The 24,753-nt window shown below is 33.0% G+C and carries 29 protein-coding genes; all 29 read left to right on the top strand.

Annotated elements, in window-relative coordinates; genetic code table 11:
• The first annotated feature begins 24 nt into the window (after window positions 1–24).
• The 29 genes from G9F72_RS17315 (at window position 25) to fliQ (ending at window position 24,743) form a co-directional block, all read left to right on the top strand.
• The gene (locus tag G9F72_RS17315) at window positions 25–366 is read left to right on the top strand and encodes a hypothetical protein (protein ID WP_164955879.1); all 342 of its coding nucleotides are present in this window, start codon (window positions 25–27) and stop codon (window positions 364–366) included.
• Between the two features lie 320 nt (window positions 367–686).
• Entirely contained in the window at window positions 687–833 is a 147-nt protein-coding gene (locus tag G9F72_RS17310) for a hypothetical protein (RefSeq protein ID WP_164955878.1), read from the top strand.
• Between the two features lie 363 nt (window positions 834–1,196).
• The gene (locus tag G9F72_RS17305) at window positions 1,197–2,393 is read left to right on the top strand and encodes a flagellin (protein WP_164955877.1); all 1,197 of its coding nucleotides are present in this window, start codon (window positions 1,197–1,199) and stop codon (window positions 2,391–2,393) included.
• A gap of 83 nt (window positions 2,394–2,476) precedes the next feature.
• A complete protein-coding gene (locus G9F72_RS17300) occupies window positions 2,477–2,656 on the top strand; it encodes a YjfB family protein (RefSeq protein ID WP_164955876.1) in 180 nt (59 codons plus the stop codon).
• 153 nt (window positions 2,657–2,809) lie between these two features.
• Window positions 2,810–3,244: a hypothetical protein gene (locus G9F72_RS17295; protein WP_164955875.1), complete on the top strand. Its 435-nt coding sequence runs from the start codon at window positions 2,810–2,812 to the stop codon at window positions 3,242–3,244.
• A 167-nt stretch (window positions 3,245–3,411) separates the two neighbouring features.
• Entirely contained in the window at window positions 3,412–3,969 is a 558-nt protein-coding gene (locus tag G9F72_RS17290; protein WP_164955874.1) for a transposase, read from the top strand.
• Window positions 3,970–4,124: 155 nt separating this feature from the next.
• Window positions 4,125–4,253 carry a YjfB family protein gene (locus tag G9F72_RS17285; RefSeq protein WP_224676155.1) on the top strand — a complete coding sequence of 43 codons (129 nt, stop codon included), beginning with the start codon at window positions 4,125–4,127 and terminating at the stop codon, window positions 4,251–4,253.
• 314 nt (window positions 4,254–4,567) lie between these two features.
• A complete protein-coding gene (locus G9F72_RS17280; protein WP_164955873.1) occupies window positions 4,568–4,909 on the top strand; it encodes a hypothetical protein in 342 nt (113 codons plus the stop codon).
• A gap of 145 nt (window positions 4,910–5,054) precedes the next feature.
• On the top strand, window positions 5,055–5,897 hold the full coding sequence (locus G9F72_RS17275) for a flagellin (protein ID WP_164955872.1): 843 nt from the start codon (window positions 5,055–5,057) through the stop codon (window positions 5,895–5,897).
• 108 nt (window positions 5,898–6,005) lie between these two features.
• The gene (locus G9F72_RS17270) at window positions 6,006–10,265 is read left to right on the top strand and encodes a DUF5050 domain-containing protein (protein ID WP_164955871.1); all 4,260 of its coding nucleotides are present in this window, start codon (window positions 6,006–6,008) and stop codon (window positions 10,263–10,265) included.
• Window positions 10,266–10,658: 393 nt separating this feature from the next.
• The gene (flgB, locus tag G9F72_RS17265) at window positions 10,659–11,096 is read left to right on the top strand and encodes a flagellar basal body rod protein FlgB (RefSeq protein WP_318010956.1); all 438 of its coding nucleotides are present in this window, start codon (window positions 10,659–10,661) and stop codon (window positions 11,094–11,096) included.
• 5 nt (window positions 11,097–11,101) lie between these two features.
• Window positions 11,102–11,536, top strand: a complete 435-nt coding sequence (flgC, locus tag G9F72_RS17260) for a flagellar basal body rod protein FlgC (RefSeq protein ID WP_164955870.1) — start codon at window positions 11,102–11,104, stop codon at window positions 11,534–11,536.
• An 11-nt stretch (window positions 11,537–11,547) separates the two neighbouring features.
• A complete protein-coding gene (gene fliE / locus G9F72_RS17255; protein ID WP_164955869.1) occupies window positions 11,548–11,847 on the top strand; it encodes a flagellar hook-basal body complex protein FliE in 300 nt (99 codons plus the stop codon).
• A 15-nt stretch (window positions 11,848–11,862) separates the two neighbouring features.
• Window positions 11,863–13,419: a flagellar basal-body MS-ring/collar protein FliF gene (gene fliF, locus G9F72_RS17250; RefSeq protein ID WP_164955868.1), complete on the top strand. Its 1,557-nt coding sequence runs from the start codon at window positions 11,863–11,865 to the stop codon at window positions 13,417–13,419.
• A 6-nt stretch (window positions 13,420–13,425) separates the two neighbouring features.
• Window positions 13,426–14,439: a flagellar motor switch protein FliG gene (fliG, locus tag G9F72_RS17245; RefSeq protein WP_164955867.1), complete on the top strand. Its 1,014-nt coding sequence runs from the start codon at window positions 13,426–13,428 to the stop codon at window positions 14,437–14,439.
• Window positions 14,423–15,157, top strand: a complete 735-nt coding sequence (locus tag G9F72_RS17240; RefSeq protein WP_164955866.1) for a hypothetical protein — start codon at window positions 14,423–14,425, stop codon at window positions 15,155–15,157. Before fliG ends, G9F72_RS17240 begins: the two co-directional genes overlap by 17 nt.
• A 22-nt stretch (window positions 15,158–15,179) precedes the next feature.
• Complete coding sequence (gene fliI / locus G9F72_RS17235) at window positions 15,180–16,487, top strand: flagellar protein export ATPase FliI (RefSeq protein ID WP_164955865.1); 1,308 nt, start codon at window positions 15,180–15,182, stop codon at window positions 16,485–16,487.
• Window positions 16,488–16,528: 41 nt separating this feature from the next.
• Window positions 16,529–16,975, top strand: coding sequence for a flagellar export protein FliJ (gene fliJ, locus G9F72_RS17230; protein WP_164955864.1), 447 nt, complete (start codon window positions 16,529–16,531; stop codon window positions 16,973–16,975).
• A gap of 5 nt (window positions 16,976–16,980) precedes the next feature.
• Window positions 16,981–18,537 (top strand): flagellar hook-length control protein FliK, encoded by a 1,557-nt coding sequence (locus G9F72_RS17225; protein ID WP_164955863.1) that lies wholly within the window; start codon window positions 16,981–16,983, stop codon window positions 18,535–18,537.
• Window positions 18,538–18,584: 47 nt separating this feature from the next.
• Window positions 18,585–19,319, top strand: a complete 735-nt coding sequence (locus tag G9F72_RS17220; RefSeq protein ID WP_164955862.1) for a flagellar hook capping FlgD N-terminal domain-containing protein — start codon at window positions 18,585–18,587, stop codon at window positions 19,317–19,319.
• A 12-nt stretch (window positions 19,320–19,331) separates the two neighbouring features.
• Window positions 19,332–19,733: a TIGR02530 family flagellar biosynthesis protein gene (locus G9F72_RS17215; RefSeq protein ID WP_164955861.1), complete on the top strand. Its 402-nt coding sequence runs from the start codon at window positions 19,332–19,334 to the stop codon at window positions 19,731–19,733.
• A gap of 116 nt (window positions 19,734–19,849) precedes the next feature.
• Entirely contained in the window at window positions 19,850–20,923 is a 1,074-nt protein-coding gene (locus G9F72_RS17210) for a flagellar hook-basal body complex protein (protein ID WP_164955860.1), read from the top strand.
• Window positions 20,924–21,035: 112 nt separating this feature from the next.
• Complete coding sequence (locus G9F72_RS17205) at window positions 21,036–21,227, top strand: flagellar FlbD family protein (RefSeq protein ID WP_164955859.1); 192 nt, start codon at window positions 21,036–21,038, stop codon at window positions 21,225–21,227.
• Between the two features lie 11 nt (window positions 21,228–21,238).
• Window positions 21,239–22,051: a motility protein A gene (locus tag G9F72_RS17200; protein ID WP_164955858.1), complete on the top strand. Its 813-nt coding sequence runs from the start codon at window positions 21,239–21,241 to the stop codon at window positions 22,049–22,051.
• On the top strand, window positions 22,044–22,778 hold the full coding sequence (locus tag G9F72_RS17195; protein ID WP_164955857.1) for a flagellar motor protein MotB: 735 nt from the start codon (window positions 22,044–22,046) through the stop codon (window positions 22,776–22,778). Before G9F72_RS17200 ends, G9F72_RS17195 begins: the two co-directional genes overlap by 8 nt.
• On the top strand, window positions 22,775–23,233 hold the full coding sequence (fliL, locus tag G9F72_RS17190; protein WP_164955856.1) for a flagellar basal body-associated protein FliL: 459 nt from the start codon (window positions 22,775–22,777) through the stop codon (window positions 23,231–23,233). The genes G9F72_RS17195 and fliL overlap by 4 nt, the downstream gene beginning before the upstream one ends.
• A gap of 11 nt (window positions 23,234–23,244) precedes the next feature.
• Complete coding sequence (fliO, locus tag G9F72_RS17185; protein ID WP_164955855.1) at window positions 23,245–23,649, top strand: flagellar biosynthetic protein FliO; 405 nt, start codon at window positions 23,245–23,247, stop codon at window positions 23,647–23,649.
• Window positions 23,639–24,463, top strand: coding sequence for a flagellar type III secretion system pore protein FliP (locus G9F72_RS17180; protein WP_224676300.1), 825 nt, complete (start codon window positions 23,639–23,641; stop codon window positions 24,461–24,463). Before fliO ends, G9F72_RS17180 begins: the two co-directional genes overlap by 11 nt.
• Window positions 24,464–24,473: 10 nt before the next feature.
• Entirely contained in the window at window positions 24,474–24,743 is a 270-nt protein-coding gene (fliQ, locus tag G9F72_RS17175; protein ID WP_164955853.1) for a flagellar biosynthesis protein FliQ, read from the top strand.
• Window positions 24,744–24,753 lie beyond the last annotated feature (10 nt).

Here is a 24,753-nt window from a genome sequence, read left to right as displayed (position 1 = left end):
AATAAATGGAAGGGGGAAGTTATTTTGAAAGAATTGACACAGCGATTAGTACAATTCAAGCAGGTAACTATAGAACTTATTAGAGCATTACAGCAAGACGAAATTTATAAATTAGATGATTTATTAGATAGTAGACAAATGCTTATTGAAAATATGGAAAAGCTACAATACACCACTGAAGAATTTGCGAGTATATGTGATGAAGTGGATATATTAAAGGTGCAACACGAATTATTGGAATTAATGAGAGCAAAGAAAGAAAGTACAAAGGAAGAATTAAATAAAATACAAATAACTAAAAATGCAAATAACAATTATAATAAAAGTTTTTATGTTAATTCAAGCATGTTTAATAAACAAATATAGGAATGATGGGAATTTTCGTGAATAGGTTATATCAAAAATAGCAGTAAAAGGGAAAACACTGGAAGAATTTAATAGATTATTCTAGTGTTTTTTATATTCGAAATATTTTTAATTGTATTAAAACTAGAAAAAATGGAGAGTGATACCATGGAGGTTAAAATACCGTAGGTAACTCTTTTTAAAATAAATTTTGAAGCATACCAACCTCCATTGTATACGCTTATATTAACATTCTCGCTAGAAACTGCCGAAGAATTTTATGGGGTCAAAATGGTATTGAAAGTGAAATAAAGAAGCTAGAAGCAACATTGGATGGAGAAATGAAAACTAAAATAGGTTCACTATATGATGGTTATACAGCAAATACAGAAAAGCCTGATGCTATAGAGGATAAGGTTGATAATATACAAATTGATATTAACAAACTTTCTATGAAGAACTGTAATAATGATAATAGAAATGAATAAAAGACTAAAATCTATAAAATAATTTTAAAAAAACTATAAAGTATATAATTTAGTCTACGATATAAATAATAGAAGTTGAAAATATAAATAGCTATTAAGATGTTAGTTGTATATACATTAAACTTCACAGTTGTAAGTAACAAATATTGACGGCAGAAAGTTGCCTAACTGTTGAAAATCAACTTGGTGTTGAAAGGACTATAAAAGCCTTGAGAACACTGGATGATGAAATTCAACAATAAAGCAACAATTACAAAAGTAACGTTTCAACAATTTAGTTAGTATGGCTCGCAACGAGCTTAACTATAAATATCAAATAGAGGACAAGGATGTCCTACAAAAATTTCAAGGAGGAATATTATTATGATAATCAATCACAACATGGGCGCAATGAATGCTAACAGACAAATGGGTATTAACGCAAGTAATGCTGGTAAATCAATGGAAAAACTTTCATCAGGTTTAAGAATTAACAAGGCAGGAGACGATGCTGCAGGTCTTGCTATATCAGAAAAAATGAGAGGACAAATTAGAGGATTAGACCAAGCTGGAGCTAATGCTCAAGACTCTATATCATTAATACAGACTGCAGAAGGTGCGTTAAATGAAACACACAGCATTCTACAAAGAATGAGAGAACTTTCAGTACAATCATCTAATGATACAAATACTGATTCTGATAGAAAAGAAATCCAATCAGAGATTAAACAGTTAAATACTGAAATCGATAGAATTGGTAATACAACAGAATTCAATACTAAAAAATTGTTGGATGGTTCAGCAAAAGGTGTAAGTGAATTAGTAAAAGGTACTGCAACAGTAAACAATAATTCAGGTGTAAAAATCGTTACTGCTGACCTTGACACTTTGAATACAGTTGCTGGAACTACAGCTACTGCTGCTGCAAAAGATGGAGCATACATGCTAGTGAGAATAGGAGAGGCAACTGCAGGAGCTTACACTGCTGCTGATTACAAAGTTATTGGACCTGATGGTAAGGTATCTGCTGATATCTCAGTAACAGATAAAGATACTCTTACATTTGCTGGTGCTCTTATTACAGGAGGTACTACTTTAGCTGTTGGTGACGTTGTAGCTAACATGAAAGTTGGAGAAAGTATGACTTTTGTATTTGGTAAAGAAGAAGCAGCAGGTTCAGATTTAGATGGTTCAATAATGACTCAAATTGGTGCAAATGCAGGACAAACAGCATTTATCTCTGTTTCAGATATGAGAGCTGAAGCTTTAGGAACAAAATCAGTAGATGTTTCTACTAAATTTGGAGCAGCTACTGCAATTGAAACAGTAAACAATGCTATCAAGAAAGTTTCTAGTCAAAGAAGTTCATTAGGTGCTATGCAAAACAGACTTGAGCACACAATAAATAACTTAGGAACTTCAAGCGAAAACTTGACATCAGCTGAATCAAGAATCAGAGACGTTGATATGGCTAAAGAAATGTCAACATTCTCAAAGAACAATATTCTTTCTCAAGCTGCTCAAGCAATGCTTGCACAAGCTAACCAACAACCACAACAAGTTCTTCAATTATTAAGATAATTGATAAACTTATAAAAGTAATATTAAGGAGTCAGGGTGAAAACTCTGGCTCTTTTCTATAATGTAAAATAGGAGGAATAACTATGGATATAGGAGCACTATCAATGATAATGAGTCAATCAAGAGTACAAGAAAATGTTGGGATTGCGGTAATGAAGATGGCAATGGATACAGGTAAAGAAAATGCTACTCAGATTACAGATATGATGAAGAATGTTGCAGTAGACCCTAATGTAGGACAGAACTTGGATACTTGGGCGTAGTAATGAAAGATAAAAAGAACTAGAGAAAGAGTTGCAGTGGGTGCAGGATAGACAGCTACTGCAAAAATGAAACTGTTAGAGGAATATGTTAAACAGGCTCATCCAACTAGGATAACTGTAATTTGGGAAAAATAGTAGATAGGAGGTAATCATATGGATATAGCAGCACTATCAAAGGTTCAACAACATGCTGATATAGAACATGCTGGTATAGTAGAAACGAAAACGACTATGCATACAGGGAAAGAAAATGATAATCAAATGATAGAAAAGATACATAATGCTGTAGAAGATCCTAATATCGGACAGAATTTAGATGTAATTGCAGATAATCAGAAGGATAAGAAGGAAGAACTACACAAACAGCTACAACAGGAAATAAAGTGGGCACAGGAAAAGCAAAAGATGCTTAACATCAAGGAAGTAAAGCTGTTACAAATGAGAGAAATAGCGGAACAAGGTAAGCAGGCTGTCGTTACTCCACAACAACTAAGAAATTTGAATCATAGGCTAGACAATTTGGCAGCACAGGTTAGTGCAATAGATAGCGATAGCAGAAGAACAAGAGACGGAAGAAAATTAGAATGAGCATTAGTGGCTATGGGAGTAGCTGCTGGTGCTTATTTTGTTTTCGTGGGTAGGGCTACTTTTAATTTTTAGCAAGCTTAGGCAAGCCTTCGCAAGTACCCCAGGGGTGTAAATTTTGGAAATTTGGCAATAATCAATAATACGGAAATAAGGTGGAGGTTTTGATTATGCCAACAATAAAAAGAGAATGGTATCCTGGTGCAAGTTATCATGTTACTGCAAGAGGTAATCACAGGAATAACATATTTAAAGAAAAAGAAGATTTTGCATATTATATAATTTTGATTAAAGAAACGGTGGAGTATTATATCTACGATAAATATGAAATAATATGCTATTGTTTAATGGATAATCATGTGCATATAATAATCAAAACAGAAAATAAGCCTTTAGGACAATTTATAGGTAGAATAAGTAGTAAGTATGCGAAATACTATAATAAAAAATATAACTATATTGGACATTTATTTCAAGATAGATATTTTTCAGAACTTATAGAATCAGATTCTCAAATGCTTGAAACAAGTCGATATATACATCTGAATCCTGTCAGAGCCAAGATGGTTGAAAAGCCCCAGAATTATGAATGGAGTACCTATTCTATGTATATAGGTAAAGTAAAAGAAAAATTGATTTGTAGTGATAGACTATTATCTTATTTTAATAACAAAAACAGAGAATTATATAAAACATATGTGGAGTCTGCAATTATAATAAAAGTATAAGTAACCAATAAACGTATTCATTTCGTTCATACATTTATTGGAAAGGGATTGTGTCAGCCACCTAACATAAGGAAGCTTGAAGGCTGTAGCAAGCTCAGGCAAGCCATTACAAGTACCCAGCGGTGTAAAATAAAACTAATATTGGAGGAATAGCTATGGACATAGGAGTATTATCAATGGCAACGAGTCAATCAAGAGTACAAGAGTCAGCTGGTATTGTAGTAATGAAGATGACAATGGAGACTGGTAAGGAAACTACTACTCAGATAACAGAAATGATTTAAACGTTGCAGTAGACCCTAATGTAGGACAAAACTTGGATACTTGGGCATAGAGAACTGATGAATGAAAGAGAAGAACTACAGAAATAATTGGAGCGGGAAATGAAATATAGAATAGTATTTTAATAAGCAACAGCAGCTAAAGTAATAGCTACTGTTGCTTATTTTGTTATAGGAATTATTTTGAATTAATAGATCAAACAACATTCATAGAAATTCATATAAAGTTATTGCAATTTTAAACGAAGTATTAATGAAACAATAAATAAAGTTAAATAGTCTTTAATAACATTGTAAACCAAGAGGAGCGATTTTATATGGGTAGCAACAAGGCCCTGTTAATTGAAGTAGAAGCCATAGAGAAAATCATAAAAGACCTAAAGGAAATAGGTCTTCTTTGTTATCAACCGGATTTAAAAATAAAAATTGAGGAACTGCAGTGGTTTGTTTCTAGCATTCTTGGCCCACACAGTAAAATTTCTGTTGAGGATGTCATATTTGAAAAAATGGTAGAAGTTAAGCATTCGAATCCAGATCTTCATTTAAAGCTATATATGTTATATAGAAATCTAGTCAGTGATAGGATATCAGAAGTAGATGCCATGGTTTCCTATGAAAGTTGCTTAAGCTTGTTTGAATTTGATATGGTTGTATATTAATGGTATTTAAATTATGGTAAAGCTTTTAAAGAATGGGATAGTGAAAGTAAAGGAGTGAAAAAACCTCTAAATCCCTAAAGTAAAGTTAAATATATCCGATATAATAAAAAAGATAGTAATAAAAAAAATTAATGGAGTTGATTTTATGAGATTAAATAAGAATATTGCCTCTTTAAATATATATAGAGCCTACAGCCAGAATCTTACTAAGCAAAGTTCTGCCTTAGGGAGAATCTCCTCTGGTATTAAAATAAATAGTTCCAAAGAAAATCCCAATGCCATTGCTCAAAGTGAAAGACTTAGAATGCAGATAAGAGGGCTTCAAATGGCGGCGAGAAATACTCAAGATGGGGTTAGCATGATGCAAACTGCAGAAGGCGGTCTTGAGGGTATTACTACTAACTTACAAAGAGTTAGAGAACTCTTAGTAGGAGCAGGTGGTGCTACAACTCCTGAGGATAAAGCAGTAATCCAAAAGGAAATAAATCAAATGTTAGATGCCGCAGATGACTTGGCAAATAATACTGAGTTTAATGGAGTTAAGCTTTTAACAGGTGGTAAAAATGATGGGTCAGTAGTAATTGAAACCACTACAGGTGCTAATGTAGGAGAAAAAATTGACATACCAAAATACAAACTCACTACAGATGGCTTAGGTCTTAAGACTGGAACTGCAGTCAATATAGATGTGAATAATATAGACGGATCGCTAACACTTGTAGACAACGCTCTTGATGTTATTATCAGTGCCAGAAGTAAATACGGAGCATTAGAGAACAGATTTGAAAGTAGCTATAATTCTACAATAGAGATGGAAGATAAAATACAATCCGCTGAAAGTGGTATAAGAGATACAGATATGGCTGAGGAAATGATGGAATACTCTAAGTATAATATTCTTATTGAGGCTGGAAATGCTATGATGGCTCAATCAAACAAATTACCACAGGATGCCTTAAGAGTATTAGAGAATCTTAGATCTAGATAGTGAACTCAGTTTTCTGAGTTTTTTTTTCTTCAACCATAAACAGTGTAAGAATTTTAGTGAAATACATGAAATTATAGAGTTTTTTTAAATTAGGGGGATGAGTGAATTATGTATACAAAGAATAAATTTATAAGCACTATTAGTGCATTGATATTTGTACTAATGGTAAGTGTCTTTTGTGTTTCAAGTATGGCGAGTGGCGCAACATCAATTGATAGCAAGACTATTGCTAATCAATTTAATGTAATGCCTGATAAGGTATGGAAGATAAACTTTAACAAAGAAGTAGATTTAACTTCTATAAATTATGAAAATGTTAAAGTTTATGATAAAGCTACGGACAAAGCTATATCGGTTAGTCTAATAGTGGATTATAGCAATTACAGGTCTTTTACAATTAAGCCCTATATGAATTACACAAAGGGTAAGGGGTATAGAATAGAAATTACAAATATAAAGACAAAAGATGGCGAAAAGACATTAAAGCCAACTATCATGGATTTTTACATAAAAAATATATATGCTGGATTACCAGGAGAAAATGGACTGGTTATAATTGCAGACAAGGCATATTCCTCTGATTATTTATTAACTCATTCTAAAGAAGTTAATGAGATTATCTTAAATAGTAGTTATGATATTTATTTTACCTACGATGCAAATTATGAACAGCTCTCAAGTATACTAAAATATGGTTTATTAGATGGAACTAATGTAACGAGAAAATATGATAAGATGACTTATATAGATCCTAAAGGAAATAATCACATATACGTATGGAATGCAAATACTCAGGAGTATAAGCTACAATCACCAAGTGTGGATTTACAAATTGTAGTAAGAAGCGATGTTAAACTAATAAGTGTTACACCAACTAATTTAGTTGGTGTACCAGGTGCTATGTATTTCAAGTTAAAGCATAGTAGTTCCATTAAAAATATAGGGGAAATTATAGCTTATACCTCTAGTGAAATGAATGAAGAAATATCCATATTATCTAGTGATAAAACAGTACTTGCAAAAGGATATTTTAATATTCAGTATAACCTTACAACCCAATGCTCACTATATACCTTTGATGACTTCGGAGCTGGAAATACGGGCGGAAATATTGTTAATAATGGTATAGCTGCATTGGATTCAGAAGGATATATTTACTATTCAAATCCAGCGGATAAGGAAGCGCTTTATAAAATGGCATTTGATGGAGTGTTTAATAAAAAAATTAGTGAAGAAAAAGCCCAATATATAAACGTATCCCAAGATTATATTTACTATAGTAATTACACTGATGGAGGGAGACTATATAAATCTAAATTAGATGGTTCACAAAAACAGTTATTGGTAGATGATAAAGCAGCTTATATAACACTATCCGGTGAGGACATTTATTATAGTAATCATTCAGATGGGGGTAAACTATATAAGGTTAAGAAGAATGGTTCTGATGCTGTGCTAAATCATGGTAACCAAGTTATAGCTGATAATAACAGCAGCAATTCACAAGTTGGTGAGGTTGCTTATATTAACATTGATGGAGATTGGATTTATTATATTAATCATGCTGATGGCCATAAACCTTATGTAATAAATAAAGAAGGAACTTATAGAGGAAAATTAAGTGATGAATATGCAACTAGTCTGCAAGTATTCGGAGACTGGGTTTATTATTGTTCAGGGAATGGAACTATAAGCAAGGTTAAAAAAGATGGTACCGGTGGCGTGGTAGCAATCAAGGGTAAGGCCTCAGAAATAAACAAAGGTTTTTATATAAATGTACTTGATGAGTGGATTTATTATAGTAATGTTGAAGATGGAAATAAATTATACAAGATTAAAACTGATGGAAGTGGAGAAAAAATTAAGCTTTCTGAGGATGCAGTAGGATATATTAATATTGTTGCAGGAAATATATACTACAACACAACTAAAGGAAAACTTTTTAGAGTTGCTCTAAATGGTAATATAAATATAAAACCGCAAGAAATTGGTTCCAAAACCACAACAGATAATGTTTTAAATATGGATAGTTTAAAGGTGGTTGTAGCATTTAGTGATGTTAATCAGGATATTAAATTTCTTGAGAAAAAATATCTACCAGAAAAAGTATCTGCTATAATGGGTGACAATACTATGAAGCAACTAGTGGTAATTTGGGATACTGTAAAGGTAACAGTAAAAGATGGAACTAGAACCTATAAGGGTAGTGCAATTGGGTATAACAAAATTATAACTTTAGATTTAGTATTGCCTTCAGAAATGCTCAATGATACTAATAAGATATCTATTTATAATAATAACGGTAAAAATGATTCAGTTGAGGTAGCGGACATTGATACGGCCGCAAGCTATTTATCACGTAAAATACAAGAGGGAGAACTAGTAAGAGTATATAGTGATGAGGCAATTAAATACAAATTAGGAGAAGCTAAAGTAACTAGAGATAAAATTGCATTAATTCCAAAATTAGATTTAGATGCTTATGGGAAAAGTATTTGGGTCACTATAACTAGACTAGGAAGAGCTGAAAGTGCACCAACAGAAGTTAAACAAGCAGAAGCCCCTCTAATAAGAGATAATGCTGCTAAAGATATTGATTATGCCAATTTAGGAGTAGATGTAAGGGATTTTACAATTTCAAATTGGACACCTTCTGTTAAAAATAGCCCTTTAGATCAATATGTCTATATTGTACCTTCTAAGATAATATTAGATATGAAGAGTTTTCAGGCTGTGGACAATTTAAATAGCATGAGGTCTAATTCCTGGGATGGAACACAATTGTATAACAAATCAATTGGTGACAAATTAGAACTTCGTAAACTTGATAGTAAAAAAACACTAATTAAAGCTGGAAATTATGATGTGTATATAGCAACTGGGTATTCTGGTTATGGAAGTCCTGATGTTTATGGAAGAGTTCCAAAAGTAGAAGGTAGGGTATCTAGTGATACTCCATCTATAGTGACTATCAAAGAAGAAATGTTACCTAAAAAGCCTATTATGATTGAACAAAGAGTGCAAGCGAACACAGAAATTACATTAGCAGTTGCACCTGCTATAGGAGAAACTGCTTGGCTTATACCTGTAGAAGACCTTCCACAAGTAAAAGGATGGAAATGGGAAAATATAGATACGAAAGAGTGGATTGAAAAATCAGGATGGAATAGCAAGTATAATAGTGATGGTTCTAATCCATATGATCCATTTAAAGCTTTGGAAAAGCAAAACAAAGACGTTACGAAATTAGTTGGAGATGGAATGAACAAATTTATCAAAGCACCTTTAGGTATGGTAGATGGTTCTGAATATCGAGACAAAAAATACAAGTTATTTATAGTTAATGGTGTGGGAGCATCACTCGAGGGGGGAGCTTCTTTAAGAGATACAAATGACAGTATTGTAGTAGATAATCAAAAGTCAACATTAGAACTATTGTCAAATATAGCTGTAAAATCGGGAGAACCGATTATAGTTAAAACTTCAGAAAATTCAAAGATGCCAGGAGAGTCTGAAGAGGCAAGAGTATTTATTGTAAAAGACTATGACAGTATAATTACCATAGATCAACTTGAGAATTCAGTAAAAGCTGGAAATGGGAAAGTAATCAAAGTGAAAAATCAAACTTCCTATAGAATAGATACAACTGGACTAGAAGCTGCTTTAGATAGTATAAAACCAAATTATACAATTGTAGTAGTAGATAATGCTGGAAATGTTTCACCAGCATATTATGTTAATATTATGTTGAAGACTGATGAACTAATTAGTTTACTCAATGAGGTAAATGAAAAGTTAGCATCAGTGGGTACAATTAGTCCAGATAGAAAAGATACCTTGAGCAAAATGAATAGTTTAACAGCTTACCTACCTAGTGTGGAAAAAATTATAAACAATACACTAGAAAATAAAAAGGAAAGTCAAAAGAATATAACAGCTGCTTATAAAAATTTAAGGAGTAAATTTGCATACTTTCTAAATTCGCTAGGAGGAGGTACAGGTATATTAACCACTGACCTAGACGTAGATGCTCCAAGATTTGAATACAAGAATCCTAATGTGGGAAATGTGTCTGTAAACTCAGCCTTACTTAATATTAAAGTAAAAGAAGCTGCCACAGCTTATTATGTAGTGCAGAAGGCCGATTCACAGGCACCAGATCAGAAACAATTATTAAATTATCCAAATATAGATAATAGCTTAATTGTACAAAGGGGTGACTTTACTTTTAATATAGTTATGTCGACGTCTATATCAATAAGTGGATTAGAGAGAAACACAAACTACATTGTCTATACAGTTTTGGTAGATGATCAATTTAATTACTCCACAGTTGAAATGACTAAATTTATTACGAACGAAAAATAACAAATATTCTAATTATAAACAATATGTATAAATAAATAACAAGTCAAGATATTTGTATCTTTGACTTGTTATTTATTTTTTGCCTTATTTAGTTAATTTAATAGACAAATTACAACAATAATGTATAATATAAAAGGGCAATGTAAATAAAAAGAAAACTCCATAATAATTGTTAAAATCGAAACATAACCACTAAAATATACATTATAACAGTGAAATGTGGCAGTTTGAATTTTAAAGTTAATTTAATTCATAAAAAATTACAAAGAAATCTTCACTTTGATAATAAAATAGTATATAATGTAATTATCATAGTGGAATATATTAGGACTAATAAAAAAAAATAGTCGTTTTTAGTAAAATTTAAAATTTTAAGAAGGAATTTCAAAGTATATGTCTAATTCTACAATATGGGAGATGGTGATTGTGGGTATTATTGGAAGTTCACTAAGCGAAAATACGTATAACTTGTTGAAAAAAAGTATGGATGCTTCCGCAACTAGAAGTAAGGTTATAGCAAACAACGTTGCAAATATTAATACAAAAGGTTATAAGAAATTCTATGTTTCATTTGAAGACACATTAAATGACAGCATGGGTAAAGATATAATGAAAACTGATAATTCGAAGCATATGCAAACTGCCAGTGGTAGTGGTGATATTACAGTAAAAAGGGACGAGAATACCAGTATGAGGCAAGATGGCAACAACGTAGATATAGACCTAGAAATGACAAATCAAGCAGCTAATACACTAATGTTTAATGCTCTAGTTAAGCAAGTTAATAGTAAGATTGCACTTACAAGTTATATTATTGGAGGAGGTAAATAGTAGAAATGAATGATGTTTTTAGGGGAATGAGAATAAGTTCTAGTGGATTAACCGCTGAAAGATTAAGGATGGACACCATAGCGTCTAACATTGCAAATGCAACTACAACTAGGGGAGAAAATGGACAACCTTATATAAGGAAAATAGCTGTATTTCAAGAGAATCTGCAACAAGAATTAGATAAGAGTAGTGGTACATATAAAGATGGTTTTAAAGGGGTAAAGGCAGTTGGTATTGTAGATGATGATTCGCCTTTAAGACGTGTTTATGACCCATCGCATCCAGATGCTGATAAAGATGGCTATGTGACTATGCCCAACGTAAATATTATGAATGAAATGGCGGATATGATTGCGTCAACAAGAGCATATGAGGCAAATGTAAATTCCATGAATGCTATAAAAAATATGTTCTCTAAAGCTTTAGAAATAGGTAAATAGGAGAGTGATTTATGAATATTAATGCTTATGTCAATAATACAAAAATATTTAACGATCTTCAAAGTAGCCCAGTAGAAGGTGCAACGAAAAGTACTAATTTCTTAGACACCCTAGAAGAAAAATTAAGTGAAGTTAATGATAAACAAATAGAATCAGATAACATTACTCAAAAGTTTGTAAAGGGTGAAGAGCAGGATGTACACAAGGTAATGCTCGCTACAGAGGAAGCTAAATTGTCACTAGAACTAGCAGTACAAATCAGGAATAAGCTAGTAGAGGCTTACCAGGAATTTAATAGAATGCAGATATAGTAAGGGGTGCTGGGTATGAGTAAGCTTCTCGAAATGAGGAAAAAGCTTTCGCAAGGTTTTGGTGATTTAAGTAAAAGTAAAAAAATAGCTTACAGTTTACTTGCGGTCGTAGTTATAGTGGCCCTTGGTTCTTTTATAGTACTAGCATCTTCGACTAAATACGATGTGCTATTTTCAAATATGACGGCAGAGGATTCAAGTGCTATTTTAGCAAAATTAAAAGAGAAAAAAGTTACATATAAGGTGACTGGTAGTTCCATACTGGTACCTAAGTCGGATATTGATAGCCTTAGAATGGAGCTTGTGTCAGAGGTTAAGATTACAGAGGGAAGCCAAGGATTTGAACTTTTTGATAATGGAAAAATGGCACCTACGGATACAGAAACTAAAATCATGTACCAAAGGGCTTTAGCTGGAGAAATTGAAAGAGCTATTAAGTCTTTTCCGGAAATTGAAGGAGCTAAGGTTAATTTGGTTTTACCAGAAAACACAGCTTTTGTTCGCGAAACGGAGCCAGCTAGTGCTTCTGTTGTAATAAAACTTAAAGCGGGTACTAAGCTTAATAATGCACAGGTAAAGGCAATAGTGGCATTGCTCACCGGAGCTGTACAAAATCTTCCAAAGGAAAATGTCAGCATAGTATCTGATAAATTTTTACTTTTAACTGAGGGGTTATTTGATAAGGAAGCAGATAATTTAACTGGTTCCACGGATAAACAAATAGAAGTAAAAGATGAAGTTGAAAAGAATTTGGAAGCAAAAATAATGAAGGTGCTGGAGCCTGTTTATAAAACAGGAGTAAGGGTTTCAGTTAATACAGATCTCAATTTTGATGCAGTTAAAAAACAAATCGTTAAGTATGACCCCCAGGGAACCGTAGTAAGCTCACATGATACACAGACTATAAATGATAGTACTACTACTGATTTAAGCAGTAGTCCTGTGGATAATGCAGCGCAAAACTCTACTCCTACTACCACTAAAAATGGGAATGTTGTTAGTAAAGACTCAACAAAAAATTATGAAAATTCAAAAGTAGTGGAAGATACAGTCAAAGCTCCTGGGGGGATTACTAAAATTACTACCTCAGTTGTACTAGATGGTAATTTGGATCAAAATACCAGAACTTCTGTTAATAATTTAGTTGCTCAGGCTATAGGCTTTTCTGGAACTCGAGGGGATTCTATAACTGTGGAAGGCTTGAATTTTAATAGTGATAGTAAAAAAGCCGCAGAAAAAGCACTTGTAGATATAGAAAAGGCTAATAAAGCAGCCAGTTCAGCTGAACTATACAAACGCATTGCATATGGAGTAGGAGCTATTTTATTATTTATTTTATTATTTGTGGCACTACGCAGGTCAGGTAAAAACAGAGAAGAAGCTTCTGATGGCATTGATATGGTAATTGGAGATAATATTGCTCCAAAGCAACAAGAATTTTTTGCTCCAATTGAATTTGAAGTTAATGATAAGAAATCCAATATGGAAAAACAGGTTAAAAAATACGCTGCTGAGAAACCAGAACAGGTTGCAGATATAATTAAGTCTTGGTTGACTGAAGATGAGAGGTGATAAATAGTGGCTAAAGGTGAAAAACTTACGGGTATTCAAAAGGCGGCTATATTATTTATAACCTTAGGTCCGGACGCTTCATCGGGGATAATAAAAAAATTGCCAGAAAAGGATATCCAAAAAATTACCTATGAAATTGCTAATATAGTATCAGTTAAATCTGATCAAAGACAGGCAATTCTAGATGAATTTATGGAAATGAATAAGGCAAAGGATTTTCTTTTAGAGGGTGGAGTTGATTATGCAAGAAATATACTTTCAAAAGCACTTGGGTCCCAGAGGGCAAAGGAAATATTGGACAAGGTTATGGAAGAAACACAACAATATAGACCTTTTTCCATTGCAAGGAAAGCTGATGCTCATCAACTTTTGAACGTTATATCTAATGAACACCCACAAACGATAGCGCTTATTATGTGTTACATGCAACCAGACAAGGCTGCCCAGATAATGGCGGCTCTGCCCCTGGATTTGCAAAGTGAAGTATCCTATAGGATTGCAACTATGAGTAATATTTCTCCTATGGTTGTTAAGGAAATTGAAAAAGTTTTAAATGGGAAATTATCCTCTGTTATTAGAACAGATAGTGCTGTGGTTGGAGGAATAGAATCCCTTGTGGATATTTTAAACCAAGTAGATAGAACCACTGAAAAGAATATTACAGAAGGACTAGAAAGAGAAGATGCAGAACTTGCAGAAAAGATTAAAGAATCTATGTTTGTATTTGAAGATATTATCACTTTAGATGATGTTTCAATACAAAGAATTTTAAGAGAAATAGATACTAAGGATTTATCTCTTGCATTAAAGGGATGTTCAGAAGAAGTTGCTAATAGTATCTTCAAAAATCAATCTAAGAGAGCCTCAGCATCACTAAAAGAAGACATGGAGTTCTTAGGGCCAGTTAGACTTATGGATGTTGAAAAAGCACAACAAAAAATTGTTGGTATCTTAAGGCGTTTAGATGAGGCTGGTGAAATTGTACTTTCAAGAGGTGGCGAAGATGCAATCATCGTTTAAAGTCATAAAAAATTCAAGAGTTGTAGAGCAGGGCGATAGGGAAATAAAGACCCAGTTAAGAGAAGTCACTTACGGCGAGATTATGGGTGAAAGTCATGGAAATAAAAGAGATAATATAGAAAGCTTTGAAAACATAGCTGGCAATATATTAGAGAATGCACGAATAGAAAGTGAGAAAATCATTTCTAAAGCTTTTGTGGATGCGGCAGATACCAAAATTCAAGGCTTTAAAGAAGGGCAAAAGGAAGGCTATGAAAATGGCTACAATGAAGCTATGGTCAAAGCAATGTCAGATGCAGAAATTGTGAAAGCTATGGCTGACTCAATATTAACTGCAGCAAAAGGTGAGTATAATCAATATTTGATTGATAAGCAGCAGAATATAAAAGCCTTAGTTGTAAGTATAGCTGAGAATATATTAAAAAGAGAAGTAGTAGAAAAAGCTGCCCTAAACGAAATGATTTTTAATACTCTAGAGGCTGAAAGAAATATAAAATCCTATATTATAAAAAGTAATAGTGTTCATTTTGCTACCTTAGTGCAGGAAATTGAGAATTGGAAACAAAAACTTGCTTTTCAAGGTGATATATTTGTAATAGAAGATAATTTTTTAGATGATGGAACTGCTGTTATTGAAAAAGATACGGGTAAAAGTATTGTAAGCATAGCTTACGGTATAGAAAAAATAATAGAAGTTTTTCAGGAAGAGCAAATATAGATTTAGAAAGGCGAGAACTATTATGATAAATCTGAATTTTGAGTATTTAATGAATAAAATTCCTGATATTAACTACACTTATTCCGAAGGTATAGTAAAGAATGTTATAGGACTTACTATTGAAGTTAAAGGAATAACGGCCTTTGTAGGTGAAGTGTGTAAAATTTATAATATATCAAATGAAGAGATTTCGTGTGAGGTTGTTGGGTTTCGCGATAAGGATGTAATTCTAATGCCTCTTGGAGAACTTGTGGGAATATCACCAGGTTGCAGAGTAGTACCAACTGGAAGTCCCTTAAGCGTTAAATGCTCTGATGAATTGTTTGGAAAAGTTTTAGATGGATTGGGTAATCCGTTAGTTGGACCTGAAATTAGTAAATATACAACTTATTCGCTTAATGCATCTCCACCAGATCCACTAAAAAGGCGTAGAATAACAGAGGTGCTGCCTACTGGCGTTAGAGCAATTGATGGATTTTTAACTTGCGGGGAAGGGCAAAGAATAGGTATATTTGCAGGTAGTGGAGTAGGTAAGAGTACAACTCTTGGAATGATAGCAAGAGAAGCAGAAGCAGAGGTAAATGTAATTGCACTTATAGGAGAAAGAGGAAGAGAAGTACTGGATTTTATAGAAAAAGATTTAGGGGAAAAGGGAATGCAAAAATCAATTATCGTATGTGCAACTTCTGATAAACCAGCACTTGTAAGACTCAAGGGTGCATTTACAGCTACAGCTATTGCAGAATACTTTAGAGATCAAGGTAAAAAAGTCATTCTAATGATGGATTCAGTAACAAGATTTGCCATGGCACAAAGAGAAATTGGGCTAGCTATAGGTGAACCTCCAGCTACTAAAGGATATACACCATCTGTATTTGCAATGTTACCTAAATTAATGGAGCGTAGTGGAATGTCACAGAAGGGATCTATTACAGCTTTTTATACAGTACTTGTTGATGGTGATGATTTTAATGAACCTATAGCAGATGCAGTTCGAGGAATACTAGATGGACACATAGTTTTATCTAGAGCTCTTGCTGCTAAAAACCATTATCCAGCTATTGATGTTTTAGGTAGTGTAAGTAGGTTAATGTCTGAAATTGCTACAGTAGACCATAAACAAGCGGCCTCCACAGCAAGGGAGCTTATGGCAACTTATAAAGATTCAGAAGATTTAATAAATATCGGCGCCTATGTAAAAGGAAGTAGTACAAAAATTGACAAGGCAATTAAGTATAACGATAGCATAGAGTCTTATTTAAAACAGGGTATAAATGAAACCACAGATTTTAATGATAGTTTAAATATGCTGAAAAATATATTTGATTAGTGGGTTTTTAGGTAAGTTATAAGTGGAAGGGAGTTTTCAAATTGGCAGACATATATAAGTTTAGACTGCAAAAGCTTCTTGATATTAGAAAAGATATTGAAGACAAAAGCAAACTGGTTTTTAAAGAAGCGCAAAGAGAAAGAAATCTTGTGGAAGAGGAGCTAAACAATTTAAAAGGAAAGTATAAAGTCCATAGAAATATAGATTCATATGAATCAATTGTTCAGCAGAAAATGAAACAAAATTATTTAAATGCCTTAAATTTGGCTATTGACGAAACCACAGTAGTCTTAGAGGATAAAGACGGGATAGTAGAGCAAAAAAGACGAGAACTTAAACAATGCCAAGTTGAAAAAAAGACTGTTGAAATATTAAAAGAAAATCAGAAAAGTGCTTTTATAAAAGAGCAAAATTTAATAGAGCAAAAAACTAATGATGAGTTTGCACTTTATGCTTTTATTAGAAATAACCACAGGGAGAGGAGGTGAAAAAAATGAACGTAAATATGAATGTTATGACCAATACTACTTCTAAAAAGCAAGAGGCTCCAAAGGCGTCAAATAGAAGTGAAGATTTTAAAAAGGTTTTAGATAACCATGAATTGAAATCTGTGAATTCTTCCAATGAAAATGTACAGAAAAAGTATAATAAGGACGAGGATGACCAGAAAGTAAATAATAAGGACGAGGATGACCAGAAAGTAAATAAGGGCGAGGATGACCAGAAAGTAAATGAGGGGAATTTAGAAAAAACAAACAATGAAAATCAGCGTGATGAGGTTGCAAACAAAGATGTTGAAAGTGTGGACATTGAAAAGAGCACAGTTGAAAGCAGTACCCCAAAAGATTTGAAGAATTCTGAAGCGAATGTTGAGTTAAAATCAAAGATAATTAATCTCATAGAAGTAGCTATAGATAAACTTAAGCAAACCTCTAAAGGTTCATCAAGCGGGTTGGAAAGCACAGATAAATCTAGGTCGCAAATGGCTCAACTCCAGCAGTTACTTCAATTACTAAGTTCTATGTTTCTAAATGTTCCTGAAAATTCAGCAACTATAAACGTGGAAGGTGATTCTAATTCTATTAATCTAGAAAGCTTAATGGGCTCAGAACAATTAATAGATGCAGCAAAGTTAATGAGTGGAGAAGAATTAACTTCAGATGCAAAAGGCATATTAAAAAATGACCTTACTGAAATAATTTCAATGCTAGAAAAATCAAAAGGGAAAGAACTTATACCTTCTCAAATAAGCGATATGCTACAAAAGTTAACTACTGTAACTTCAGAGTTAAAAAAAGATTTGAGCTTATTAAAGGTTCCTAATTTGCAAGCCCTTAATGTAAATATTGAGGACAAATCAATTAAAGATAATCTACTAAAAAAGATTATGCAGCAAAGCACTAAGGACACTTCTGAAACTATTCCTAAAGTTCAGTTACAAAGCTCAAATGATTCGTCTAAGGAAAGTAAATTTTCAGGAAATAGTTCCTCAGAAGAAAAATTTCTTAACAATTTGCTTGGAAAAGATAAGGATGAGATGAAAATAACAAAAGCAGTTAATTTTATGAATCAATTTGAAACTGTAAAAGCCACAGATACTGCTAAGGTTCAAACTATAAACACAATCATTGATAAAAGTAGTTTTACAGTAGATGTAATTAAAAATATTAAATTCATGGAAATTAACAATATTAAGGACTTAACAGTAAAAATGAATCCTAAGGAACTTGGGGAAATAACTATAAAGCTTACTATGGAAAGTGGAATCATGAAGGCTAGTATATCTGCTCAAAATAAAGACACCTTTAATTTGCTAAATGGAAATCTTCAAGATATAAGTGATAAGTTAAAAAATATGGATATTAAAATTCAAAGCTTAGATATAAATATTTATGAGGATTCCACCTTTTTTAATAAGGACTCTAATGAGAAAAATAACAATGGAAGTAAAAATAATAACTCAGGGACAAATAGTGGATTAGAAGAAGAAGCTATTTCTGTAAGCAATAACTACGCTATAGAAGAAAATCAAGTAAATAAATTTGTTTAAAAATAAGTTAGTTCTTTGTACGCGAAATATATAAAGGAGTGATAAATATGCCTATAGATGGAGCAATAACAGCACCTGTAATTAACCCTAGGAGTACAGCTGTTACCAAGGAAGAACAAGATAAATTATCCAGAGCAACTGACAGAGGAACTAGAATTGTAAAAAAAGGCGAGGAAATGGACAAGAACTCTTTTTTAAGAATACTTTCCGCCGAACTTTCAAACCAAGATCCAACTACGGCTAAAGATGGTACAGCATTTGTAGCTCAAATGGCTCAATTTGCATCACTAGAGCAAATGACTAATTTAAATAGCACTGTGTCCTTTTCAACTGCTTCTTCCTTAGTAGGAAAGACAGTGGCACTTAATTCTTTTGACGCAAAAGGTATGCAGTATGGTGGAACTGTTAGAGCTGTGTACAAACAATCAGGTACAACCAAATTATCAGTGCAATTGATAGATGGTTCTATAAAAGATTTTCCGGCGGACTCCTTATCAGATATTTTAGATATACCAGATTATAGATTGGATTATATAAATGGAAACACAAGCTTTTCAAGTGCAGTAAGTTTAATGGGTAAACAGGTGGAAGCTTTGGTGCCAGAAGGTACTGATGGAAAAGATAGTAAAAAGTATACGGGTACAGTTAAAAGCGTCTTTAGGGATGCAAATGGTGTCAATTTAACCATTGCATGGCAGGACGAAAATGGAAAAGAACTTACCAAGGATATAAATTATGCTAATATAATAAAAGTGCAAGAACAAGTACCTAATGGGAAATAGTAAGGTGATATTATGTCATATAGAGTAATAAATGGTAAACTGTACGATGCAAAAGATTTTTCGGATTATTCTTATGTAAATTTACAGAAAAATAATGTTAAAGATAATAAAGAAATTACAGATTTTAAACAGGTTTTAGATAAACAATTAAAAAAAGAAGAATGTTTCACCATATCCTCTCATGCAGCACAAAGGCTTAATAGTCGCAACATTGATTTTAATGATGCTGATATGAAGAAGATTAACGAGGGAATAAATATGGCAGACAGTAAAGGTGCAAAACAATCCTTAATATTGTATAAGGATATGGCCCTAATAACCAGTATTAAAAATAGGACCGTAATTACCGCAATGGATAAAAATCAAAGCGAAACAAATATAATAACCAATATAGATAGTGTAGTTATGATATAAGCTGGACCTTTTAGGGGGCTTAACTTTGTGGAAAGACAGAAGCAAAGTGAATAATAAAAAATCGCAATTACATTAAAACTCTATTGGAATTTAGCTAAAAAAATGGAGGTAATATTATGTTAAGATCATTATATGCTGGAATAAGTGGAATGAAAGCAAATCAAGTTAAATTAGACGTTATAGGAAATAACATAGCAAACGTGGGAACTACATCTTTTAAAGGTTCAAGAGTTAGATTTCAAGATATGGTAAGCCAAAGTATGTCCCAAGCTCTAGCTCCGGGAGCAAGTCAAGGAGGAATTAACCCAAGGCAAGTAGGACTTGGAGTACAAGTTGCAGGAATAGATACCTTGGTAGGTCAAGGAGGCATGCAGCCAACATCTAGAAATCTAGATGTTGCTATGGATGGTGAAGGATATTTAATGGTAGCTAAAGGTAAAACGCCTCTTACAAACGCAGATGGTGTGGGTGTAGATCCAACTGAACATACAGCAAATGCTCCTAGTGGAACGGATTTATTTTACACTAGAGACGGTGCTTTAACTTTAGACAAGGAAGGCAATTTATTGAATTCTGATGGATTAAGAGTACTAGGCTATGCTATTAGTGAAGTAGATGATAAGCCAAGTTTAGACTATGACGTGACTAAGTCAACCACTACTCCACCTAAGTCGCCAACTCTAAATTATGTTAATGCAGATAGCACAACCTTAAAACCAAGCGGAACACTAATCCCTCTTGTTATACCAGAGAAAATTTTTGTTCTTGGTGATGCTAATGCTGTCCCTCCTACTAGTGATGGGGATGTCAGGGTTAAAACATTTTCTATAGAAAAAGATGGAGTAGTAAAAGCTATTTTAGAGGGTGGTAAAGTAGCAATATTAGGACAAATTGCTGTAGCTTCCTTTAAAAATCCTGGTGGTTTATCTAAAGTAGGTGGAAATATATATCAAAATACTTCTAACTCTGGTGCTCCAATAGTAAGGACAGGAAAAAATACTGACAAAGCTGTTCCAGACAATAGCGCAGGTTACGGCGATATGCTTCAAGGAATGCTTGAAATGTCAAATGTAGACTTAGCTGAGCAATTTACTGATATGATAATTGCAAGTAGAGCTTTCCAGGCAGCGGGTAAGACAATTTCCACTGGTGATGAAATATTACAGGATATTATAAACTTAAAAAGATAGCATAAGGCTTGAAATTTAAAAGTGAATTTTTGGTAAGTTTCAAATACTAAAAGTATTTAAGACTTACCAAATTCCTTTGAATTTATAGTACATAAGATCATAGGAGGTTCCCATGATAAAACTTACAGGCTTAAATAAAGAAGAATTTATCTTAAATGCTGAAGTTATAGAAAAGATTGAAACAATGCCAGAAACATTAATAACTTTAGTAAACGGCAAGAGGTACATTGTGCTTGAGAGTACAGACGTAGTGATTGATAAAATAATAAAATATAAAAACAGGATATTTACTGGTAAGCTATAGGAGGCAATGGCATGAAAAAACATGATATTTTAACCACTATTGGAATTGTAGTAGGGTTTGGGCTAACTTTATGGGGGATGGCATCTGGTGGAACAAGTTTAAGAATATTTTATGATCCGGCCTCAATAGCAATTACAGTAGGGGGATCCTTTGCTGCACTGCTCATAGCTTATCCTATTTCAGCAATGAATAAAGTGCTTAAGGTCATTGTACAATCTTTCAGAGAAAGTACATCTTCTAGTTCTGAGATTATTAATAGCTTTACAACACTATCTAAAAAAGCAAGAAGAGAAGGACTTTTATCTCTTGAAGATGAAATGGCACAATTAACTAATAACTTTTTAAAAAAAGGTCTTCAAATGGTGGTGGATGGACTAGAACCTGAAACAATAAAGGAGATTATGGAACTAGAAATAGGAGAGATGGAAAGGCGCCATAGTGACGGAGCTAATATGTTAAAAGCTTGGGCTGCGTATGCACCAGCTTTTGGTATGCTTGGTACCCTTATAGGACTTATTCAAATGCTTGCAAATCTAAATGATTCTTCAGCGCTGGCTTCTGGTATGGGAAAAGCATTGATAACTACATTTTATGGTGCATTACTAGCAAACTTAATATTGGTTCCTATGGCGCAAAATCTAAATTATAAATCTAGCATTGAAGTAAATAATCGGGAAATGATGCTTGAGGGAATACTCGCCATTCAATCTGGAGTAAATCCAAGAATTGTTGAAGAAAAATTGACCTCATACCTATCACCTGTTGATAGAGCTAAATTTATTGAGGAGCAAGCCAAAGCAGCTGGGGTGACAGACAATGTCTAGAAAAAAAATTGGTGGAGAAGAGATGCGAACAGATGCTTGGCTGGGTACCTTTGCAGATACCATGACACTTCTTCTAACTTTTTTTGTCTTATTATATTCTTTTTCAACAGTTGATGCAGCTAAGTTCAAACAAATTGCGACCTCACTTCAATCAGTACTCACAGGGGAAACAGGAAAGAGCATTTTAGATTTAAATTTAAAAAGTGGAGAAGTTCCATTAGTTGGGGAACCTGTACCCACTACAACAGCTGGTAAAGATACAGAAGATGTGTATCAAAAGGTTCAAAGCTTTATAAAAAAGAAAAAACTAGAAGGTACGGTAGTGATAAAAACTGATAGTCGCGGAGTTATTATTCAACTTAAGGCAAATATATTATTTCAAAGTGGAAAAGTAGAAATTATAGATAATAGTAAACCGGTGTTAGATTCAATAAATTCTCTAATAGCTACTTTGCCAAATGACATTGTGATAGAGGGACATACAGATAATTTGCCCATTAGTAACAATGAATATACAAATAATTGGCAATTATCCTCTTCTAGAGCCTTGAATGTACTTGAATATTTTGTAAATGTTAAGGGGCAGAAGAATCCTGAGCGATTTAAATCGATTGCTTGTGGTGAATATCAACCTATTGCTCCTAATAATAGTGAAGTAAACAGAGCTTTAAATAGAAGAGTAAATATTTTAATTGTTGCAAATGAAAAGGAGGCCACTAAAAAATGAGCGATAACGCAAAAAAAGGAAATGTACTTAAAATAGTTATTATAGTTTTATTAATATTAGTTGTAGTTGGTGGTGCTGCATTTGGAGGTATGTATTTCGCTAGCAAAAAATCTGGCACCGCCACAGCTAATACAGCGAAAGTCGTGGAAACCAATGAGGTAACTTATTCCTTAGATGAATTCTTATTGAATCTAATGGACGAGGATGGAAAGCGATATCTCAAGGTGAAGGTTTTTATTGGATATGAAGATAATAAGGCTTTAACTGCAGAACTAGAAGCAAAAAAGCCGATTATTAGGGATGTGGTCATTGCAACTCTTAGAGCAAAGAGAACTACAGACTTTAGTGCTACAGGTATTGATTCTATAAAGAATCAACTAATTGCTAGTATAAATCCAGTTTTAACAAAAGGGAAAATAGCCCATATATATTTTAACGATATATTGGTACAGTAGGTGGTAAAAGCATGGACTTAGAATTTTGGACATTACTTTTTAAAATCATAATATTTTTACCATTCATATTATTTATTTTATATTTATCTTTGAGATATGGTGGTAATAAACTTCAAAAATTGCAAAATGGTAGGTATATGAAAGTATTAGACCGGATTGCATTATCTAAGGAAAATAGCATTATAGTTGTAAAAATTGGTGAAAAAGCCTTTGCTGTTTCTTCTAGTTCCAAGGAAATTAATATTTTATTTGAACTACCTGAGGGTGAAATTAGTAGAATCGAAAAAATTAAAGAGCTACCTCAATATGACGATATGAAGGATTTGTTTAAAAAGCATATTTTAGAAAAAGACCTTGTGGACACATTCAAAAAACGTATTATGAAAAAGGGTGCTAAAGATGAAAATAAAGAATAAAAACCTACTTATTTTTGCTTTGATTATGGTAATAATGGGGATTGTCACAATAAAGGTTGTAAATGCGGTTCCACAAACACTACCAATACCTAAAATTAATCTATCCATTGATAAAGCAACTACTCCCACGGATTATGTGGATAATATTAAATTGCTAGTGATTCTTACCATTCTTACATTACTTCCCTCATTTATTATAATGACTACCAGTTTTGTAAGGATAATTATAGTGCTATCCTTATTTAAAAGTGCTATTGGTGTTCAACAGGCAATACCAAAAGAGGTCATAATTGGACTTGCTCTATTTTTAACATTTTTTACTATGGCGCCAACCTTTACAAAAGTTAATGACGAGGCTTTAACTCCCTATTTGAATAATAAGATAACTCAATCCGTTGCCATTGATAAGGGTTCTAAACCCATGAGGGATTTTATGTTAAAACAGACCAGAGCTAAGGACTTAAAACTTTTTTTAGAGGTGGGAAAATTAGAAGATACAGTTAAAAATGAAGTTGATGCAAATGGAAAAGTGGTATTGAGCAATGGAAAGCCTAAACTTAGCTATGATAAAGTGCCCCTATATGCGGTGGTTCCTTCTTTTATAATAAGTGAACTAAGGCGAGCTTTTGAAATGGGATTTCTATTATTTATCCCTTTTATTATCATAGATATTGTTACGGGAAGTATTCTTATGGCTATGGGTATGATGATGTTACCGCCAGTTATGATTTCTCTCCCATTTAAATTATTGTTATTCATTATGGTGGATGGCTGGAATCTGCTTGTAAAATCATTAATTATGAGTTTTAGTTGAGGTGAATTAAATGACTGAGAGTATTGTATTATCCGTTATAAAAGATGCTATTCAAACTGCAATATTGGTATCTGCTCCCATACTACTTGTAGCTACACTAGTAGGGCTAATAATAAGTATATTTCAAGCTACAACGCAAATCCAGGAGCAAACTTTGACCTTTGTGCCAAAACTACTTGCAGCAGCGCTAATTGGCTTATTAATGGGTAGTTGGATGCTTCACATTTTAGTTGATTTTACAACTAGAATTTTTGAACTTATTGCTAATATGGGAGGTTAGGTGGAAATAT

This window comes from Clostridium estertheticum, assembly GCF_011065935.2.
Lineage (GTDB): Bacteria > Bacillota > Clostridia > Clostridiales > Clostridiaceae > Clostridium_AD > Clostridium_AD estertheticum_A.
The sequence above is the reverse complement of the archived record's forward strand: the minus strand, read 5'-3'. Positions and strand labels throughout refer to the sequence as shown.

Excerpts from the sequence above, each read along its gene's own strand:
- G9F72_RS17275 (WP_164955872.1), top strand. The coding sequence starts at position 5,055 with ATGAGATTAAATAAGAATATTGCCTCTTTAAATATATATAGAGCCTAC.
- G9F72_RS17225 (WP_164955863.1), top strand. The coding sequence starts at position 16,981 with ATGAACGTAAATATGAATGTTATGACCAATACTACTTCTAAAAAGCAA.
- fliO (WP_164955855.1), top strand. The coding sequence starts at position 23,245 with ATGGACTTAGAATTTTGGACATTACTTTTTAAAATCATAATATTTTTA.
- flgC (WP_164955870.1), top strand. The coding sequence starts at position 11,102 with ATGAATGATGTTTTTAGGGGAATGAGAATAAGTTCTAGTGGATTAACC.
- G9F72_RS17285 (WP_224676155.1), top strand. The coding sequence starts at position 4,125 with ATGGACATAGGAGTATTATCAATGGCAACGAGTCAATCAAGAGTACAA.
- fliQ (WP_164955853.1), top strand. The coding sequence starts at position 24,474 with ATGACTGAGAGTATTGTATTATCCGTTATAAAAGATGCTATTCAAACT.
- G9F72_RS17220 (WP_164955862.1), top strand. The coding sequence starts at position 18,585 with ATGCCTATAGATGGAGCAATAACAGCACCTGTAATTAACCCTAGGAGT.
- G9F72_RS17205 (WP_164955859.1), top strand. The coding sequence starts at position 21,036 with ATGATAAAACTTACAGGCTTAAATAAAGAAGAATTTATCTTAAATGCT.
- G9F72_RS17280 (WP_164955873.1), top strand. The coding sequence starts at position 4,568 with ATGGGTAGCAACAAGGCCCTGTTAATTGAAGTAGAAGCCATAGAGAAA.
- fliL (WP_164955856.1), top strand. The coding sequence starts at position 22,775 with ATGAGCGATAACGCAAAAAAAGGAAATGTACTTAAAATAGTTATTATA.
- G9F72_RS17270 (WP_164955871.1), top strand. The coding sequence starts at position 6,006 with ATGTATACAAAGAATAAATTTATAAGCACTATTAGTGCATTGATATTT.
- G9F72_RS17305 (WP_164955877.1), top strand. The coding sequence starts at position 1,197 with ATGATAATCAATCACAACATGGGCGCAATGAATGCTAACAGACAAATG.
- G9F72_RS17200 (WP_164955858.1), top strand. The coding sequence starts at position 21,239 with ATGAAAAAACATGATATTTTAACCACTATTGGAATTGTAGTAGGGTTT.
- G9F72_RS17240 (WP_164955866.1), top strand. The coding sequence starts at position 14,423 with ATGCAATCATCGTTTAAAGTCATAAAAAATTCAAGAGTTGTAGAGCAG.
- G9F72_RS17310 (WP_164955878.1), top strand. The coding sequence starts at position 687 with ATGAAAACTAAAATAGGTTCACTATATGATGGTTATACAGCAAATACA.
- fliF (WP_164955868.1), top strand. The coding sequence starts at position 11,863 with ATGAGTAAGCTTCTCGAAATGAGGAAAAAGCTTTCGCAAGGTTTTGGT.
- G9F72_RS17295 (WP_164955875.1), top strand. The coding sequence starts at position 2,810 with ATGGATATAGCAGCACTATCAAAGGTTCAACAACATGCTGATATAGAA.
- G9F72_RS17210 (WP_164955860.1), top strand. The coding sequence starts at position 19,850 with ATGTTAAGATCATTATATGCTGGAATAAGTGGAATGAAAGCAAATCAA.
- G9F72_RS17300 (WP_164955876.1), top strand. The coding sequence starts at position 2,477 with ATGGATATAGGAGCACTATCAATGATAATGAGTCAATCAAGAGTACAA.
- G9F72_RS17290 (WP_164955874.1), top strand. The coding sequence starts at position 3,412 with ATGCCAACAATAAAAAGAGAATGGTATCCTGGTGCAAGTTATCATGTT.
- fliE (WP_164955869.1), top strand. The coding sequence starts at position 11,548 with ATGAATATTAATGCTTATGTCAATAATACAAAAATATTTAACGATCTT.
- flgB (WP_318010956.1), top strand. The coding sequence starts at position 10,659 with ATGTCTAATTCTACAATATGGGAGATGGTGATTGTGGGTATTATTGGA.
- G9F72_RS17215 (WP_164955861.1), top strand. The coding sequence starts at position 19,332 with ATGTCATATAGAGTAATAAATGGTAAACTGTACGATGCAAAAGATTTT.
- G9F72_RS17195 (WP_164955857.1), top strand. The coding sequence starts at position 22,044 with ATGTCTAGAAAAAAAATTGGTGGAGAAGAGATGCGAACAGATGCTTGG.
- fliI (WP_164955865.1), top strand. The coding sequence starts at position 15,180 with ATGATAAATCTGAATTTTGAGTATTTAATGAATAAAATTCCTGATATT.